We start from the raw sequence: 18,927 nt of genomic DNA, 5'->3' as shown, positions 1-18,927 counted from the left end.
CACCGACCCTTGATATTTAAAGGTTTGTTGACATGTTGACTTGTTGACATCGTTTTAAGAACAGTTCTGCTTTTTGGTCCCATCGTAGAATTGAATATCCGCTCTTTTCGCCTATCCGGTGCTTCCCTGCCGGTATCGTCAACCCCTGGCCCCTAAGAAGGGAACCCATGCCCCTCGCTGATCCAATCCGCTGTTCCTTCGGCAACCCCTGATTGAATCGCTCATGGATGAACCCAACGGCAAGCCTTCCATCGGTGGTTTCCCCTCGAAGGGATTTCAGAACCTCGGCCAAGCGTTTAACCGTCTCGTTTGGTGCATCACATGCGGACCCTTCTCCGCTCTTCAGAATTGCCATAGCCTCAACCATCTGCCCGGCATAAAATTCAGCCGCCCGGATTCCGTTGTTGATATCCTGGCAGGATAAGGTAGGGCTCGGGTCAAGGCCATTGGAAAAACGATGAAGGCAATGAATCGCCCCGGCCAGGCGCAACGCATGCCCAGGCATCTTATTTACAAAAGGGTTTAGCTCTGTCGGCATGGAAAGCGCGACGAGTTTAATATCGTTCGCCCAGGCCTTGAATGTGTCCCATCCGGCCTCATCAGCCGTTAGGTTGAAAGGTTTCCATCCCTGCTCTGAACATCGCTTGTCTGCCCAGGTCATGGCGCTTTTAAGGGTGCTCTTCCAAGCCTCACAGTTGTAGTCGTCCCAGTCTTCATCTGTGATGGGGATGAAGTTCGGACCCTTGATGGTGGGGAGGAACCGTTGAACGGTGCCGTCAACAAGAGCCTTGCTGTTTTTTCCCCCGAAGATTTGATGCCATATGCCGGGCTGAATTCCTCCGAAGATCGAAACCCGCGCACCCTTAATAAACGGTGCGTCTGACGCCCTTGACGCCCTTCCCGGCTTTCCGTCGTGGATAGCAAGCCACATTTCTCGGTCATTCCCCTTACCGGCCTTGTACTGGTTTTGCCCCGTCAGAAAGGAGGATAGCTCGTCAAGGATGACAACCTGCCCCCCATGCCCGCTCGGGGATGAGACATCGGCCCGAAGGCCCTCAAGGGTAAGGTCCGTGCTGAAGTAACCCCTTGCCCGTGGGATTTTGTTCCGCTCCTTCGCTGACTTCAGGTTTTCTTCCTCAACCCGTGCTCGGTATTCAAGCTCAGCCCGTTCCTGTGCATCATAAAGAAGACTGCACAAGGCCCTCGGCGCATGTGTCTTCCCCGATCCTGAAGGCCCGATATCGACAAACCAGAGGGACAAAATTTCCTTCCATGATTTTTTTGCGCGGATCGAAACCGTTCCCCCGAGAACGCTCGATAGAATGGCGAGCGCTGCGCCCGGCAAGGGAAGAAGATTTGCAGAATGTGCTTTTGCCAACTGCCGCAGGGAGTCATCAATTTTGGTGGGGAGGATTCTGCCGGGAAAATCAGTTATAGGGAATTGTTCCCTTGCAACATCCCACGGGGAAGGGGCATCTTCCTCCTGCCCGGCAGAAGAAGAAGCTTCCTCCTGACGCTGTCGGACCTTTTGTCTGATTTCGTCTTGGTTCGGTGGGTTTCCAGTCATTCACACCCCCCTTCAATCGTATAGAGGGGCAGGGTGTAGGGCATAGTAGGGAAAAGTTTGTCAACTGTTTTGTTGACAAAGCTGGAATGTTCTGGCACTGTAATTTTAGGCATTGTACACCTCATAAGTTATGGTTGACGTTGAGCATTGTACACCTCATGGGGGGGTATGATCCTGTCCTTTGTGTGGGGTTTATGTGGAGCGGTGTGGTGGCCTTCCCGTCAACCTCGGTTTTTGAAGAAGCCCCGATCGCCACGGGGCTTTTCCTTTTTTGGCCTTAGCGGGTCTGTCCCTCAAGCCATTCCAGAAAGCTGTCTCGTTCATAGACGCATCTCCGCCGGACCATCTTGTATTCAGGGCCTTCGCCAATCGCGGCAAGGTTCGCCAGCGTCTTTGACGATATTACGCCGGGCAACAGCTCACCGATTGCGGGGCGTCCGAATACCGGGGGAAGTTCGGTGCGGAGTCGTTCGAGGGTGTGGTGGTTGAAACCTTCGGGCTTGTCTTTCGTCATCGACGATTTTCCTTTCTCGCGCTTTCGGCTGTATCCCGCTCTATCAGTGCTGAAACATAAATTTTAAGCGAACAACCGAGTTGTGCGGCCCGGATACGGGCGGCCTGGTGTGCGCCTGGTAAAACCCCGATTGGTTGGCTATACTTTTTCATGTGTTTCCCCTCCTCTGTGTGAGTTTTTAGGATATTGTACTTTTTTTTGGGTTTGGGCTCAACACATTTTTTTGAATTTTTTACAAGATATGGTGCATTTATTTTTGGCTTGACACAACCTATGGTATTTTAGCGCGGGAAAGCGCCCAGGAGGATGAACGCTGTTCGAGCCCGGATGATTAGTCCGCGACTATCCGTGGAAGATTAAATAATCTCGTTCAGCTCGAACACAGCGACGCGCACAACGGGTCTTTTGGTCGCGAGATGGGGATGTTCGCGGTCTGCGTCGTTCGCCTTTTCAAGCGCCGATCGCGCCGACCACGACGCCGTGCTCAGGTCCTCGAATGGTCCGTCTTCGTGGTTTCGGATTGCGATGTAAAGCTTCATGGTGTGACGCCTCCTTTTCTGTGGAGGCATGGCAGGGGAAGGGATTGAATTCCACAAGGGGATTGTGGTATGTGGATTTCAGCCCTTTACCAGCGCATACCTGGTTTGGGGTTAGGGCCTGGTGGGTGTTGGTAGCACCTTTCAGGCCCGTTCTTTTATCCGCTGAACTTTCAAGGCCTCGGATCTGCTCGATTCAAATTCATCCGTCATCCGCTCAACGGCCTTCCGCTGTGAATTTTCTGCAACGTGTGAATATCGCTTCGTCATAGCAAGGTCTTTGTGCCCTGCAAGATCCATGATTTCAAACGGCGTCGCGCCGTTCATGGCAAGCCATGAGCAAAACGTGTGTCTCAGGGTGTGAAACGTGACTTTTTGCCGCCGGTCGGTCACTCCTTTATTAAACAGACGGCTCACCACTCGATAAAACCCTGTTGAAACGTGCTGTTGTTGGCCTCCTGTCCTGGCAGGAAAGACCAGCGCTTCAGGTTCCGGTCGCGGGGGTTTGATGTCCTCAAGAACCTGTCTGAGTTTCGGCACAATATAGGCTCGGCGGGTGTCAACGCCTTTTGGGTCAAAGATATGAATCAACCCGTTTTCAAAATCCACAGCCCCCCAGGTCAAGGCGGCAATTTCGCCAAAGCGAAGCCCGGCATAAAGGGAAAGTATGGCTTGAGCGTAAACTGTTTCTGAAGATGCGTATATAGCCTCAAGAAGAGTATGGGCTTCCTCAAGACTCAGGAACCGGGTTCGCTGGTTGTCAAACCGGGGGAATTGAATTTCATCCGTCGGGATATCCCCTTTGTAAATGCCCCACGATTTGGCTTTGCGGTAGACGCTCCGAACGAAAGCGAGAATGTGTTCAACGGTTTTCGGGGATACGCCTTTATTTTGGGCGTTGGAGCGGATCTTTTCGAGGTTGAAGGGGGAGACGTCGAGGGCGCGCATTTTCCCGATGACGGGCTTGACGTGGTTTAGGTAGCGCCCCTCATCGTCGGCCCATGACTTTTTATTCTCCCGGCCCCAGGCCAGAAACTTGACGGCAAGGTCATCAAAGGTCTGGGCGTCGATCTCGGCCTGTTTTTTACGAATTGCATCCATCTTCCGGCGGTCGGCTTCCATCTGCCGGGCTTCCTTCAAGCTCTGCGGGTGTTTCCCTGTACGGATATTCTCCACCAGATCGGCGCGCCATTTCGCGGCCTTTGAGGGTGTCATGCCCTCGGAAGCCCATCCGCAGGCCTCGCCAATAAGCTTTTGGTGAAGTTTGTACCGAATGACATAGTAACGATCGGGACGGCCATTGTGCAGCGGTCTGGAATGGCTTTCCCGGTAACGTACTCCGGGGTATTTTGTGTTATGCCACTGTTTTTTCTGTACCACCTCAGTACCACCTTTGATGAGAATTATCGGGTTTCGGAAGGAATGCTCAAAAGATAATTTTACTATAAAGTTCAGTAAAAACAATGTCAAGGGATATCCAAGGATTTTTTAGTTAACGGGTTCTGGCCCCGTTAACCTAGGTTCGAATCCTAGTCCCTCAGCCAAACAAATTCAAAGGGTTACGGAAAATACGCCGTAGCCCTTTTTTTGTGTGCGCGCCCGGCAGGGTGCGATTACCTGGATCTGTGAGAGCGGGCCGCTGATCCGCCGCTGCGCTCTATCGGCACTGAAACTCACCGCTGAAGAGGCTTGGCCCTTTCCTCCCGGCACCGCTTTCCGGTCACCGTCATGAAAGTCGAAAATTGAGCTTGTACAGCTAAAACCGCTTTGTATCCCACCCCCTTGAATGCCCCTGCGGCGCTATGCAAATCGAATGATTTACATATTGGAAAACTTCTTTACAGAATCGCTTTGCGAAGGCGGCCTCCCCTGTGAAGCAGGCAGCGGCTTTTTGGGAGCAGGCCGTTTTCACATAACGATGTATTTGCCGTATCGGAATGACGCCTGAAGCAAATGTTCTTACGTCGCGGACACTTAGTCGGATCGGTGTGTCTGAAATCGATGGAAAACCAGATGCAACATCGCGGGTGTGGGTGTCGTTTAACCGTATGCAGACCGAGGCGCCGGGCATGGCGAGTCATTGGCATTTTTATTGCTGTTGATGGAGACCGGAAAGTTGAATTTTTGGATATCCTTCCGATATCTGATCTCCAGAGACAACCTGTCAGGAACGCCCGATCAAGACACTGGGAGGCGTGCCGTCAAAATCCGTGACGGTGTTTCCCCGGAGTGGTGCGGTGTGCAGATTGAGGCCGGCCCTGAATATGCCTGAAAGAACGGTTCCACTGAAGGACAGCGTTCGCATGCTGTCGGGAGAAGGATGCATATGCTTCTGAAAAAAAAAGGGTTTCAGCTTTGTATGGCATTTGTGCTCGGGTTGATTGTCATGCTCCTGCCAAGACCTGAGGGAGAACGGTTCAAAATCACGGGTGATGAGGACCATGCGGTGCTGGCGGTCGCAGGTGATAATTTCACCCTCGACACCACCAACAAGAGCCTGATCAAAGGATATGTTCTCAAAAAAACCGACCTGGAGAAAAGTCCGAAATTATCCTACCGTTACCTCCAGGAGACGGCACGGGGTATCGATCCGACCATCGAGGTCCACTATGTTGACGGGCTCCCGCCAAAGGCCCACCGATTCCTTGCTATGCTCGTGACGCTTGTTTTCCTTTTTGTCGTGGAGCCGATCCCTCTCGAGATCACGGCCGTCCTGATCGGCGTCCTGTTGGTCGCCTTGGGGATCACCGACGTGAAGAACGCCTGGGCTCCCTATATGAATCCCGTGGTGGTCTTTATCATGTGCTGCCTCATCTTCGCCGTTTCGCTCGACAAGGCGGGGCTCACCCGGCGGATGGGGTATTACATTGTCAAAAAGGCCGGCACCAGCGTAACCCGGTTCACCTTTATCATCTGCATCGGTCTTGGGATCGGTTCATCCTTCATGCACGATGCCGCCGCCTGCTCCATCGGGCTCATCACCATGATCCCCCTGATGCGGGCAGCCGGCATCGATCCCCATACCAACACGGCCAAATTCATGATGATGTCCCTGCCGTTTGCCTGTTCCGCCGGCGGTATGGGCTCACTGATCGGCGGCGGTCGCTGTATGGCATCGGCAGCTTTTCTCTACGAGTTCACCGGCGGTAAGTTCGAGATTACCTTTCTCGACTGGATCAAGTATGCCATGCCCGCCGCCGTCATCACCGTCCCCCTTGTCGTCGTGATTCTTTACTTCCTCTACCGGCCGGACCCCAAATACCAATTGCCCCGGTTCGACGATGAGATCGGACCCTGGACCGCCATGGAGAAGCGAACGCTCACCATCATCGGCATCATGTTCCTGCTCTGGTTGACCAAGGGTTTCCATGGCCTCGACTACTCCATCACCGGCATGGTGGGGGTTGCAGCTCTGGTGGTCTTCGGGATCATGAAGTGGGAGGATATCAGCGAGAACCTGGAGTGGGGGACGGCCCTCTTCATTTTCGGCGGCGGCATCTCCATGGGTCTGGCCATGGACTCTTCGGGGGCGGCCCAGTTCTTTGCCAACCTGGTCTTCCCGCACATCGAGGGTAAGGGGTGGATCGTTCTCTTCGTCGGGATGGGGGTGTTCGGGGCCCTGGTGACCAACGTAATGGCCAACGTGGCCGCAGCGGCCATGATCCTGCCCATCGCCATCCCCATGGCCCAGCTTGAAGGGATCAACCCCATCATTCTGGCGCTCTGCCTTGGTATGGCGACCTCTTTCGCCTACCTGCTGGTCATCGGGTGTCCCCCCAATGCCATCGCCTATAGTTACCGCTATTTCAAATCCTCGGACCTGACCAAAGCCGGTCTGGTGGTCATGCCGATTCTGTTGCTGACGCTGGTGCTGGTCGCCGCCAGTTGGTGGAAGATCCTGGGATTGGTGTGATTACACACCGATGAGGGTCCAATCGGTATCGGCGGGGACGGTATTTTGTTCCCGCCGTCATTTTTCCGGATTTCCCATCATCGCGGCAAACCATTGGGGCTGTCCATTGTTTGGCGGGGTGCGGTATCAGGGCGGACACGCAGGTCCGCCCTTTGTAGATTTCCTTGAGTATTTTTTCCTTGAGTATTTTTTTCGCGCTTTTCTCGAGTTCGCTTCACACCTCCTCCTTTTCGACTGCCTTGATGACCGGGCCGGTTTCGTTGGTTGGTTGAAAACGCCCAACGCTTGCATGGGTTTCATGCCAATCTGAGATATAAAGAGCAACATCACACATATTCATGCCGGGAAACGCTATAATTCCTGTGAAACAGCGCAAAACAGGATTTTTGCATTGACAATGAAATGACAATTCTGCATTGATCATCCTGATGTCGATCGCCCCGGCCCGCGGATGCGACCTTCGAGGAGGTATTGTGAGCGTCGCGTTCTGGCATGCGAAACGTCGCAGAGAGGAGGTGCGGCGTCTCGACCCTGGGGGCGATGGAATGACAACTTATATTCTACAAAAGGGGAAAAGGAGAAACAGATGACAAAAACCGATTTGATAAACAAGATTGCAGAAGACGCCGGCATTTCGAAAACAGCCGCCGCCAAGGCTATTACCGCCATGACTGAAGGCATTACCGAAGCCCTTAAGGAAAAGGATGGGAAGATCGCCCTGATCGGGTTCGGAACCTTTTCAAAAGCCCACCGGGAAGCACGCACCGGCCGCAATCCTCAGACCGGAAAAGCGATTAAGATTCCGGCCCGAAACGTCGTGAAATTTACCCCGGGGAAAAAGTTGAAGGAATCGATCTAAGCAGTTGAATAAACGGACCGTCGCGACGGCCGGATGGGAAGGATACGCCCGGCCGTCACGGCGATGCCGGTCAGCCCCGAGTCGGAAACGGGGTATGTTTTTGAGAGGAGGGAATATTGATGGAAGACTGTATCTTTTGCAGGATCATCCGGGGAGAAATCCCCAGCATAAAGGTATACGAGGACGAAAGTGTTTTTGCCTTCATGGACATCAATCCCATTTCGACCGGGCATACGCTTGTCATTCCGAAGGCCCACGCCGGGAACATATGGGAAATTGCGTCGGAGGATCTCAGTGCGCTTCACATCGCTTCCAAAACCATTGCCCACGCCCTCAAGCGTGCCCTGGATCCGGATGGGATCGCCTGCCTTCAGCTCAACGGAGAAGCCGTCGGCCAGGTGGTCATGCACTATCATTTTCACCTCGTTCCCCGAATAAAGGGTGCGCCGCCCCTGCCGGTCACCCAATGGGAACTCAAGTCCGGAAATATGGATGAGATCAAGTCCGTTGCCCAAAGGATCACAGCGGCCCTTCAGTAGTGTGAAAGCCCTGGCGTGGAATAGAGACGATTCCGTGAAATGGATGCGCACGCCGGGAAGTCCCGATAATCCTGTGTTTTCCCTTGACACTTATTACAAAAAGAATGTATTTTCCATTTCCAGTGTACGCGATCGGGACGATCTTTGGAAACAGGGCTCCTGTCAGCGCGGCGAACCGAGAGGATAACCAAAAGCCCAATGCGGTATGGCGGCAAGAAGAACGAGACTATCGTTTCAAGCGATACGGCGGTGACATACCGACATGTGCCGGTAATGTCTGCGGAGGTTCTCCAATATCTGGACTGCAGGCCCGGTAAAACGATAGTGGACTGTACGCTTGGAGGCTGCGGACACGCGATTGAAATCCTGCAGCGTGTCCTCCCAAACGGTCGACTGATCGGCATCGATCAGGATCTGGATGCCCTTGGACATGCCGAACAGGTTTTGGCGCCCTGGCGTGCGAATGTCCAATTGCGCCACGGCAATTTCTCCAGGATTACCGATTTGCTCGAGGACATCGGTATCGGAGCTGTGGACGGCATTCTGGCCGATCTTGGCATCTCTCTCTACCACATTGAGGGCAGCGGCAGAGGTTTCAGCTTTTCAAGAGACGAGCCTCTGGATATGCGTATGAACATCGAGACGGATGTGACCGCGGATATGCTGGTCAACTCGCTGAGCGAAGATGAACTGAGACGAATTTTCCGGGAATACGGAGAAGAACGATGGTCTGGTCGTATCGCCCGCGCCATCGTCGAAACGCGGAAGATCACTCCTATCCGTTCCAGTCGCTCCCTGGCCGAGATCGTTTGCAGAGCGGTTCCGGCGTCCAAAAAGAGATCCAACGGGAAGTCCGGCAGGCGTCGTATTCATCCGGCCACGAGAGTGTTCATGGCGCTCAGGATCGCCGTCAACCGTGAACTCGACAGCGTATCGGAATTCATGGCTCAGGCACCCGCGCTGTTGCGGCCCGGCGGACGGTTATGTGTACTTTCCTTTCATTCTCTGGAAGATCGGATCGTCAAGCATTGGATGAAAGCCTTCGACAGGGAATGCAGTTGTCCGCCGGAAATTCCCGTCTGCACTTGCGGCGGTGAAAAGGTCATGAGGGTGTTGACGCGCAAGGCCTGCCGGCCGAAGGCCCAGGAGATCGAGCGGAACCCCATGGCCAGGAGCACCATCCTGCGGGCGGCGGAAAAACGATGACGCGGCGACGGGCATCGCTCGGCCGAGACGGCGAGGGGATGAAAGAAAACGGGGAATCCATCAAAAAACCCAAAGGGCAGACTTACAAAATTGCGATATTTTGGGTGCTGATCCTGTTTCTGTTTATCTGCCAGCTTCTCGTTTACACGTGGAGCCGGGTTCAATGTATCCGTATTGGGTATGAGATCTCGAGAGAGATGGAAAATCATCAAAAACTTATCGAGATACAAAATCGGTTGAAGATTGAAATGGCGAGACTTCGGTCGCCCGAACGCATTTCGAAAATAGCCAGGAGCAAACTTGAATTGGTTATCCCCTCACCGGATCAAAAAAAGGCCTTTTCCGTTCACGAAACCGACTGAAAAAGATTACATCCGGCTTCGAATCACGCTCGTTGGATGTCTTTTCGCTGTTTTCTTCGCCGCCATTGCCGCCAAGGCGATATACGTCCAGATTTATCAGGGCCCCTGGCTTTCGCAAAAGGCGATCAGCGAAATTGAGAAGGTCATGACGGTGCGTGAGAAGCGGGGCGTCATCTACGATAGGAACCATCATGAACTGGCCATGACCATCGACGCTGTTTCCATTTCGGCCTTTCCCCGATTCATGAAAGACAAAAGTGATGCGGCGGCCAGACTTTCAAAAGCCCTCGGCCTCAAAGCCGACCGGTTGAAAGCCAAGCTGACGGCCGGGAACGGCTTCAAATGGATCAAACGAAAAGTGACGCCCCGGGAAGTTCGCGCCGTCAGAGAACTCTCGATCGAAGGTATCGATTTTGTCTCCGAGCACAGCCGCTATTATCCCCAGGGCTCTCTCGCCGCTCAGATCACCGGTTTTACGGGCGTGGATGGGCGAGGGCTCGAGGGTATCGAGTTTTATTACGACGCCCAGCTCAAAGGTGAAGAGAGAAAACTCAAGGTGATGAAGGATGCGCTGGGAAAGAAATTCGGAGGAGAGCGCGAGGAACCCTTCGAGTCCAGCGCCAGAAATCTGGTTCTGACGGTGGACAAAACAATCCAGTATATCACCGAAAGAGCGCTGAAAGAGGCCGTTGTGGAGTATAAGGCGAAATCCGGAATGGCCGTGGTGATGAATCCGCTGACGGGGGCGGTCTACGCCATTGCGAACTATCCGTTTTTCAACCCCAACGCTTTTGATCAATTCGACCGGTCGGCTTATCGCAACCGGGCCATCACGGACACCTTCGAACCCGGTTCGACCATGAAAATCTTCAGCGTTGCGGCCGCTATCGAATATGGCGGATGTACGCCCAACACGATTTTCTACTGCGAAAACGGCAAATACAAAGTTGGGCGGTTCACTATTCATGACACCCACGAATACGGTTGGCTTTCGCTCCGGAAAATCCTCAAGTTTTCCAGTAATATCGGTGCGATGAAAATGAGTGAGATGATCGGCGCTCAATCCTTGCATCAGACCCTGAAAAACTTCGGGTTCGGCGATCCGACCGGAATCGACTGTCCGGGAGAAGCACCGGGTGCCCTGTCCCAATATCAAAAATGGTCTCAGGTCCATACCGGTGTCGTTTCCTTTGGTCACGGGATGTCCGCCACCGCCATCCAGCTTGCCGCAGCCGTTTCGGCCATTGCCAACAAGGGGGTTTTGATGAGGCCTTATATGGTGAGCGCCGTTACCGATCAAAAGGGAAATGTTGTCGAGGCATTCAACCCTCAAATCATGAAACGTGCGGTCTCCGAGAAGACTGCTGAAACCATGAAGGAGATGATGCGCTCGGTGGTGGAAACCGGTGGCACCGGGACCGAAGCCGACATCGAGGGATATACGGTTTGTGGGAAAACCGGTACGGCGAGGAAGGTCAACAAAGACGGTCGCTACGAGAGGGGGTCTTATATTTCGTCATTTGTGGGATTCGCTCCGGCTGAAAATCCGATCATGACGGTTCTTGTTGTCATCGACGATCCCCAGAAAAAATATTACGGCGGCTTGGTTGCCGCCCCGGCATTCAAGAAAATTGTCAGGGAAAGCCTCAATTACATGGACATTCCGCCCGAGAACAATATGAAACGCCTCACGGCCTCCTTGGCGGATCGGCATCGATAGATGAAGCTTTCCGAATTGATTGACGCTTTTCCGGTTCGGCAATACCGACGAAAGAAGGATGCCCGCGGCACCCTCCTGCCGGATCCGGAGATCCGATCCATCCACTACCGCTCTCAGGATGTCGAACCGGGAGGGCTTTTCATTGCCGTTTCGGGCTTCAGGACGGACGGCCACGAATTCATTGACGATGCGCTTGCCCGGGGCGCCGCAGCCGTCATGGTTCAGAAAACCGTCGAGCGGAACGTCGCCGTGGTGGAGGTGTCGGATACCCGGGCCGCCATGGGGCCGATTGCTGCACGGTTTTACGGAGATCCGAGCAGACGGATGACGGTGATCGGCATCACCGGAACCAACGGCAAAACCACCACCAGTCTCATTACAGAGAGTATCCTGAAACAAGCCGGCTTTTCTGTGGGCGTTATCGGCACCATCGACTACCATTTCAGCGGAAAACATTACCGCAATCCCGTCACCACGCCCGAATCTCCGGACCTCCAGCGAATACTCGGGCAGATGCGTGATGCCGGGGTCACCCATGTGGTCATGGAAGCCTCGTCCCACGCCGTTGACCTCCACCGCATCGACGGATGCTGGATGGATGCGGCCGTGTTTACCAACCTGAGTCAGGATCATTTGGACTATCATGGCGATATGGCTGCCTATTGGGCGTGCAAGAAGCGGCTCTTTATCCGACATCTCGCCGACGGCCCCAAAGCCGACCACGCGGTCGCCGTTGTCAACCGGAACAGCCCCGAGGGGCGGGAACTGGCGAGCATGGTCAGGAGCGGGCTCATCACGGTGGGGTACACCGATGACAACACGGTATGGGTCACAGACGATCAATCCCGCCTTGACGGGATATCCGGCCGCTTGACGATGCCCGGCGGCAGTTTCCTTTTCCGATCCCCCCTGGTGGGCCGTCACAATATCGAAAACATCCTCTGCGCGTCGGGCGCCGCTTTGGCCGCGGGTGTTCCCCCGGCCGCCATTCAGGCGGGAATCGGCCTTCTCCGGAATGTTCCCGGTCGCCTGGAGTCGGTCCCCAATGCTTTCGGCCGGTTTATATTTGTTGATTACGCCCACACACCCGACGCCCTTGAGAACGTGCTCATGGCCGTAACGGCGCTTTCGGCGGGGAAGATCATTTGTGTATTCGGGTGCGGTGGCGACCGGGACCGAAAAAAAAGACCCCTGATGGGTGAGATCGCGGGGCGCCTGGCGGATCTGGCCGTGGTGACATCGGACAATCCGAGAACCGAAGATCCAATGGCAATCATCCGTCAAATGCTTCCGGGTATTAAACAGGCGGCGGGCCGGGAATACGGTCCGGAGGATCTTGCCGCCGGCGTGAACGACAAGGGTTTTCTCATTGAACCCGACCGTAGGCGAGCCATCCGCATGGCCCTGACGGCGTCCCGGCCCGGTGATGTCCTTCTGATTGCTGGAAAGGGGCATGAAACCTATCAGATCATCGGGGAAAAGACGCTCGCTTTCGACGATCGGGTCGAGGTGGTGGAGGCTTTGAAGCGTTTATGAGCCCAATCGGGTGGACTGAGTCGCAGATACTGACTGCGGTAGACGGAAGACGTATCAGTGGAACGGGAACCTGTCTTTTTTCCGGGATATCTATTGATTCCCGAACGGTGAGATCAGGTGATCTTTTCGTGGCCGTTCGAGGCGAACGGCATGACGGTCACCGGTTCTGTGCTGAAGTCGCTGAGATGGGAATCCTGGGCATCATGATCGCTGAAAGGGAGACGGAAAACCTCCCCTGGCGTCGATGGGCGGAGAAGGGCGTCTTTTGCGTTGCGGTACCCGACACCACGACGGCTTTGGGCGCCCTGGCGGCTTTCAATCGTATCCGGGCCGGCATCAAGGTCGTCGCCGTCACCGGTTCAAACGGGAAGACCACAACCCGCAGCATGACAGCCGCCGTCATCGGCAGACGATATCGGACGCTGGCGACGGCAGGGAACTTCAACAATGAAATCGGGCTGCCGTTGACGCTTTTCAACATAGAAGCCACCCATGAGTGGGCGGTATTGGAACTGGGGATGAATCATGTCGGAGAAATTCGGCGGCTGGCCGGGATTTGTCGTCCGGATATAGGGATTATCACCAATATCGGACCTGCTCACCTGAAAGATCTCGGTTCCGTGGACGGGGTTGCGGCGGCCAAGGGAGAGCTTTTGGATGAAATGAAGGCCGGCGCTACGGCCATACTGAATGCCGACGATCCTTTCTGTCGGCGTCTGGGGAAAAACCGATCTTTTCCGGTGGTGCATTTCGGATTGACCCACGGCGCCGATATCACCGCAAGCGGCATGAAAATCTCACCGAAAGGCGTCACCTTCACCCTCAGATTTCCCGAACGCGAGGTGCCGGTTCACCTTGGGATTCCAGGCCGATTCATGGTCATGAACGCGCTGGCCGCCGCGGCTGCCGGGTGGGTCGCCGGGGTATCGCCTGAAGAGATTGTCCGCGGTCTCGAGAGGTTTCAGCCTGTCGCCGGTCGATTGGGAGTGATACAAACCCGCAAAGGCGTTTTCCTCATCGATGACACCTACAACGCCAACCCGCATTCCATGCGGGCTGCCGTCGACGCCCTCGCAATCCTTCGGAGCGGACGGCGTGCGATCGTTGTTTTGGGGGATATGTTCGAACTGGGGGCGGCGGCGGAAGCTCTCCACCGGTCTGTCGGTGAATGGGTCGCCGAATCCGGCGTTACGCGATTTTATGCGATTGGTAATTTCGCCTCGGCATATCTGGACGGGGCGCTGAAAAAAGGCATGACGGCTAAGGATACCTTTTCGGGATCCAAATCTCAAGTGGTTGAGGATTTGAAGCGGTCTGTCGGTCCGGGCGACTGGGTTCTCGTCAAGGGGTCCAGGGGAATGGCCATGGAAACGATTTTAAACGACATCAGAACCTGGGCGGATGCCTGAAAAAATAGGCTTTATCGATAATGCTTTACCATCTTCTCTACCCCCTCCATACGACACTGGCGGCATTCAACGTTTTCCGTTATATTACTTTTCGCACCATTTACGCGAGCCTGACGGCGTTTCTCATCTGTTTCTTCCTGGGGCCATGGATGATCCGGAAGTTAAGAGAGATGCAAGTGGGGCAATACGTTCGGGACGACGGTCCTCAGACCCACCTGAAAAAGGCGGGAACCCCCACCATGGGGGGGACGCTTATTCTCGTAGCGACGGTGGCATCCATACTGATTTGGATGGACCTGCTCAATTTTTATGTCTGGGTAATCCTGATGGCCGTCGTCGGCAACGGCACCATCGGTTTTCTCGACGATTATCTGATGCAGGTGAAAAAACGGAGCAAAGGCCTGAGCGCACGGCAGAAACTGATGCTGCAATTTGCCGTGGCGTTGGCGGTGGGATGGATGCTTTATCAGTATCCGGGGTTTGACACCCGACTCACCCTGCCGTTTTTCAAAAAGGTTTCCCCGGATCTCGGATGGGGCTACATTCTATTTGCCGCGCTGGTCATTACGGGAACGTCCAACGCCGTTAACCTGACGGACGGACTTGACGGTTTGGCCATCGGACCGGTTATCGTCGCTTCCGTGACCTATATGATTTTCGCGTATGTGACAGGCCATGTCCGGATCGCCGAATACCTCCAGATCAATTATGTACCGAACAGCGGTGAGATCTCTATTTTTTGCGGCATTCTGGCCGGTTCGGGGCTGGGCTTTTTGTGGTTCAACGCTTATCCCGCCCAGGTATTCATGGGGGATGTCGGATCGCTCTCCCTGGGTGCCGCGATCGGCACCGTGGCCGTCATCACCAAACAGGAGATCATGCTGATCCTTGTGGGCGGATTGTTTGTCATCGAAGCCTTGTCGGTCATCTTTCAGGTAGGATTCTTCAAACTGACCAAGGGCCGCCGGATCTTTCGGATGGCACCCTTGCATCACCATTTCGAATTGAAGGGGTGGCCCGAGCCAAAGGTGATCGTCCGATTCTGGATCATATCGGTCGCATTGGCGCTGGTTTCTCTGAGCACCCTGAAATTGAGATGACCAATGCAATCGACAAAGATGGAGACATTCGACAATAAACGTATCCTGGTGGTCGGGATGGGCCGGTCCGGCGTCGCGTGTGCCCGCTTTTTGAGCGGCCGAGGCGGCCGGGTCACCGTCACGGACAGTGCAGACGAAAAGGCCTTGGCGTCCACGGCGACGGAATTGCGCAACCGAGGAATCTCGGTGGTGCTGGGCCGAAATCCCGCAAGACTTTTCGAGGACGCCGATCTGATCGTTCTCAGCCCCGGGGTTCCTCATACGCTCCCCCCCCTTCTCGACGCCTTGCGGCGGGGCGTTCCGATTCTGGGGGAGATCGAATTGGCATTCCGTTTCATTCAAGACCCCGTTGTCGCCGTTACCGGTACCAACGGGAAGACCACGACCACGACCCTGATCGGCCGGATGATCCAGGCATCCGGTCTCAGCACCTTTGTCGGCGGCAATATCGGGACGCCGCTGATTGAATACGTGGCTGAAGGACTCAGGCGGGATCGGGTGGTGGCCGAGATCAGCAGTTTTCAACTCGATACCATTACCTGCTTTCGACCGACGGTAGGGGTGATTCTGAATATCACACCGGACCATCTGGACCGATATGATGATTTTTCGGCTTATGCCCGGAGCAAAGGCCGGATTTTTGAAAACCAGGGCGCAGCGGATGTCGCGGTGCTCAACGGCGCCGACCCTGCCGTCGCCCAAATATCCCGTCGAATCGTTGCCCGGAAATGGTTTTTCAACCCCAGGAGCCCGGAGGACGACGGCGCTTTCATAGAGGACGACGCCCTGGTGGTGCGGATACGGGGAAGGGCACCGCAGATCGTGAATTTAGCGTCGATCTCCCTGTTCGGCTCTCATAATCTGGAGAACATCGCCGCCGCCGTCCTGGCTGCTCTGGCCGCCGGCGGGAATGTCGGAGGTATCGAGAGCGCCCTCAGGGATTTCAAGGGACTCCCCCATCGACTCGAGTCCGTGGGGAGCGTTGCCGGCGTCAGGTATATCGACGATTCCAAGGCTACCAATACGGATGCCGTACTGCGCGCACTCGATGCCTTTGACAGTCCGGTTGTGCTCATCATGGGCGGACGGGACAAAGGCGGTGGATACGGCGTCCTGAAGGATGGGGTGAAGAGAAAGGTCAAGGGACTCGTTCTGATCGGGGATGCCAAGGAGGCCATCGCCGGTGAGTTGGGAGATTGCTGCGACAGGGTGTCGAAGGAGTCGTCCATGGCGGCGGCGGTTCGCCGCGCCCATGAATGGGCTTCCCCCGGAGACGTGGTGCTTCTGTCGCCGGCCTGTTCGAGCTTCGATATGTTCGAGAACTACGCTCACCGCGGAGAAGCCTTCCGAAACGCGGTGGCGAAGCTTGCGGAGGAAGATTGATGCAGTCTTACCTGCCGGTATACAAGGACAGGCCCGAACGGGGATGGCGGGAAGGGCCTATCTACGATGTCTGGCTGACACTTCCGGTACTTTTTCTGGTGGGGATCGGCATCGTGATGGTTTACAGCGCCAGTTCCACCCTTGCCCTCAAAAAATTCGGAACCGACTATTATTTTTTGAAGCGTCAACTCGTCTACTCCGTGGGCGGATGTTTGCTTCTGATTCTTTTCAGGCACATGCCCATCAGGATCTTGCGGGCCGGGGTCTATCCCCTTCTTTTTGGGACGCTTCTCCTCCTTGCGGCGGTTCAGATTCCCGGGCTGGGGATTACCGCAGGGGGAGCGACGCGATGGCTCTACCTGGGGGCGTTTTCGTTTCAGCCGTCGGAACTGGCACGGCTTGCCCTCGTGGTTTACCTGGCCTATTCCATGGAAAAAAAAGGCGATTTGATTAAAACATTTTCAGTGGGTTTTGTTCCGCATGTCATAATTCTTGGTGTTTTTGTAGGGCTTATCATGCTGCAACCGGACTTCGGATCGGCAGGCATCCTGTGTGTCATTGCGGGGGGCTTGATGTTTATGGGCGGTGTGCGGCTCAGATATCTGATGTTGTCGATCCTTGCGGTTTTGCCTGTCGCCTACCTGGTTCTGGTCAATTCGGCATACCGTTGGAAACGGATCATGAGCTTCTGGGACCCCTGGCAATATGCGAGCAACGAAGGATACCAGGCCATTCACTCACTCATGGCCTTCGGCACGGGCGGCATATGGGGTGTCGGCGTGGGGGGCGGATACCAGAAATTGTTTTATCTGCCCGAGCCCCATACCGATTTCATTTTTTCGGTGATTGGTGAAGAACTGGGGCTGATCGGGGTGCTTGCGGTGATGACTTGCTACGGGGTGATCCTCTGGCGTGGAATGAATATTGCGCGTAACGCCGGAGGGCGATTTGTATCCCTGGTGGCTGCAGGACTCACCTTCTCCCTGGGGCTGCAGGTCATCATCAATATGGGAGTGGCTCTTGCGCTGTTGCCGACCAAGGGGCTCACGCTTCCTCTCCTCAGCTACGGCGGTTCATCCCTTTTGGTCAATATGGCGGGTATTGGGTTATTGATGAATATCAGTGCCGGGGAAAAACATGTACCGACCGCTTAACATCATTATAGCAGGCGGCGGCACCGGGGGCCATCTCTTCCCCGGCATCGCCGTTGCCCGGGAGTTTATGGCCCGAAATCCCGAAAGCCGCGTCTTGTTTGTCAGCACAGGAAGACCGCTGGAGCTGGAAATCCTGACCCGGGAAGGGTTCTCCCATCAGCGGATCAACGTTTCCGGCCTGAAAGGTATGGGACTGTTCGGGAAGCTTCGAGCAGTGATGAAAATTCCCGGAAGCATTTGGAGCGCTTTTGGCGTGCTCCGAAGGTTTGCGCCCGATCTGGTGGTGGGCGTGGGCGGTTACTCCTCGGGTCCGGTGGTGCTGGCGGCGCGATGGCGTGGGATTGCCTGCGTTCTCCAGGAGCAGAATATTCTCCCCGGTATCACCAATCGTCTTCTGTCCCGATGGGTGGATCGGATTTACGTTTCGTTTCAGGAGACCCGTTTCACCGAAGGACACGCACCGGCTATCTGGACAGGGAACCCCGTCAGGAAAGAGATTTCATACGATGACAGAGTTCCCGGCATTTTCAGCGTCGATTCTTCAAGCCCCCCGTTCGGGCTTCTTGTTCTGGGCGGCAGTCAGGGTGCTCACAGCATCAATCAGGCGATGGTGGATGCCGCGGGACGCATGGGAGATATCGGCCCCCTCCGCATTGTTCACCAAACCGGTATTCAGGACGCGGAAATGGTTCGGGCCGCATATGATAAATACGGTATCTCCTCGGATGTCAGGGCCTTTTTCAATGACATGCCCGAGCAGTACCGGAAGGCTGATCTGATCGTCTGCCGGGCCGGCGCCACCACCGTCGCTGAGATCAGCGCCGTAGGGAAGGCCTCCATTTTTATCCCCTTTCCTCATGCAGCGGACAATCATCAGGAATTGAACGCAAGAACACGGGTTGCGGCGGGCGCAGCTGAACTGATTTTAGAAAAGGATCTTGACGGCGAAAGCCTTGTGAACCGGATTCGACGCCTGGTCGAACATCCCGATGATCTTCGTGACATGGCCGAACGGGCCAGGTGCCTGGGGCGGCCCGATGCGGCAGCGGAGATTGTTGACGACTGTTATCAACTTCTGGAAAAAAGGGTATGACGTTTCTTCGGAACATTGGGGACCGGACATAAAAAC

Annotated in this window: 15 protein-coding genes; 11 read left to right on the top strand and 4 right to left on the bottom strand. The window is 55.1% G+C overall.

The window, feature by feature from the left end; genetic code table 11:
• Nucleotides 1-16: 16 nt before the first annotated feature.
• The 4 genes from dmul_RS13720 to dmul_RS13705 all read right to left on the bottom strand — a co-directional run bounded on the left by dmul_RS13720 (nt 17) and on the right by dmul_RS13705 (nt 3,997).
• The gene (locus dmul_RS13720) at nt 17-1,567 is read right to left on the bottom strand and encodes a DUF3987 domain-containing protein (protein WP_020878556.1); all 1,551 of its coding nucleotides are present in this window, start codon (nt 1,565-1,567) and stop codon (nt 17-19) included.
• A gap of 277 nt (nt 1,568-1,844) precedes the next feature.
• Nucleotides 1,845-2,081: a hypothetical protein gene (locus tag dmul_RS13715; RefSeq protein WP_020878554.1), complete on the bottom strand. Its 237-nt coding sequence runs from the start codon at nt 2,079-2,081 to the stop codon at nt 1,845-1,847.
• A gap of 356 nt (nt 2,082-2,437) precedes the next feature.
• A complete protein-coding gene (locus dmul_RS13710) occupies nt 2,438-2,620 on the bottom strand; it encodes a hypothetical protein (protein ID WP_020878552.1) in 183 nt (60 codons plus the stop codon).
• 141 nt (nt 2,621-2,761) lie between these two features.
• Nucleotides 2,762-3,997, bottom strand: a complete 1,236-nt coding sequence (locus dmul_RS13705; RefSeq protein ID WP_020878551.1) for a tyrosine-type recombinase/integrase — start codon at nt 3,995-3,997, stop codon at nt 2,762-2,764.
• 946 nt (nt 3,998-4,943) lie between these two features.
• Between dmul_RS13705 and dmul_RS13700 the strand changes: the two genes are divergently transcribed.
• From dmul_RS13700 to murG, 11 genes are all read left to right on the top strand, one after another.
• Complete coding sequence (locus tag dmul_RS13700) at nt 4,944-6,530, top strand: SLC13 family permease (protein ID WP_020878550.1); 1,587 nt, start codon at nt 4,944-4,946, stop codon at nt 6,528-6,530.
• Nucleotides 6,531-7,116: 586 nt separating this feature from the next.
• Nucleotides 7,117-7,389: an HU family DNA-binding protein gene (locus dmul_RS13690; RefSeq protein WP_020878549.1), complete on the top strand. Its 273-nt coding sequence runs from the start codon at nt 7,117-7,119 to the stop codon at nt 7,387-7,389.
• 119 nt (nt 7,390-7,508) lie between these two features.
• Complete coding sequence (locus dmul_RS13685) at nt 7,509-7,928, top strand: HIT family protein (RefSeq protein ID WP_020878548.1); 420 nt, start codon at nt 7,509-7,511, stop codon at nt 7,926-7,928.
• Nucleotides 7,929-8,126: 198 nt separating this feature from the next.
• On the top strand, nt 8,127-9,134 hold the full coding sequence (rsmH, locus tag dmul_RS13680; protein ID WP_020878547.1) for a 16S rRNA (cytosine(1402)-N(4))-methyltransferase RsmH: 1,008 nt from the start codon (nt 8,127-8,129) through the stop codon (nt 9,132-9,134).
• 300 nt (nt 9,135-9,434) lie between these two features.
• Nucleotides 9,435-11,216 (top strand): peptidoglycan D,D-transpeptidase FtsI family protein, encoded by a 1,782-nt coding sequence (locus dmul_RS13670; RefSeq protein WP_020878545.1) that lies wholly within the window; start codon nt 9,435-9,437, stop codon nt 11,214-11,216.
• Complete coding sequence (locus tag dmul_RS13665; protein ID WP_020878544.1) at nt 11,217-12,752, top strand: UDP-N-acetylmuramoyl-L-alanyl-D-glutamate--2,6-diaminopimelate ligase; 1,536 nt, start codon at nt 11,217-11,219, stop codon at nt 12,750-12,752. It begins immediately after the preceding gene.
• Nucleotides 12,749-14,161 carry a UDP-N-acetylmuramoyl-tripeptide--D-alanyl-D-alanine ligase gene (locus dmul_RS13660; RefSeq protein WP_020878543.1) on the top strand — a complete coding sequence of 471 codons (1,413 nt, stop codon included), beginning with the start codon at nt 12,749-12,751 and terminating at the stop codon, nt 14,159-14,161. Before dmul_RS13665 ends, dmul_RS13660 begins: the two co-directional genes overlap by 4 nt.
• Nucleotides 14,162-14,181: 20 nt before the next feature.
• Nucleotides 14,182-15,261 carry a phospho-N-acetylmuramoyl-pentapeptide-transferase gene (mraY, locus tag dmul_RS13655; RefSeq protein ID WP_020878542.1) on the top strand — a complete coding sequence of 360 codons (1,080 nt, stop codon included), beginning with the start codon at nt 14,182-14,184 and terminating at the stop codon, nt 15,259-15,261.
• A 3-nt stretch (nt 15,262-15,264) separates the two neighbouring features.
• Nucleotides 15,265-16,644: a UDP-N-acetylmuramoyl-L-alanine--D-glutamate ligase gene (murD, locus tag dmul_RS13650; RefSeq protein ID WP_020878541.1), complete on the top strand. Its 1,380-nt coding sequence runs from the start codon at nt 15,265-15,267 to the stop codon at nt 16,642-16,644.
• A complete protein-coding gene (gene ftsW / locus dmul_RS13645; RefSeq protein WP_020878540.1) occupies nt 16,644-17,798 on the top strand; it encodes a putative lipid II flippase FtsW in 1,155 nt (384 codons plus the stop codon). Before murD ends, ftsW begins: the two co-directional genes overlap by 1 nt.
• Nucleotides 17,782-18,891: an undecaprenyldiphospho-muramoylpentapeptide beta-N-acetylglucosaminyltransferase gene (gene murG / locus dmul_RS13640; RefSeq protein ID WP_020878539.1), complete on the top strand. Its 1,110-nt coding sequence runs from the start codon at nt 17,782-17,784 to the stop codon at nt 18,889-18,891. Before ftsW ends, murG begins: the two co-directional genes overlap by 17 nt.
• Nucleotides 18,892-18,927: the final 36 nt, after the last annotated feature.

This window comes from Desulfococcus multivorans (genome assembly GCF_001854245.1).
Taxonomy (GTDB): Bacteria; Desulfobacterota; Desulfobacteria; order Desulfobacterales; family Desulfococcaceae; genus Desulfococcus; species Desulfococcus multivorans.
This window is presented reverse-complemented; position numbering and strand designations above follow the sequence as displayed.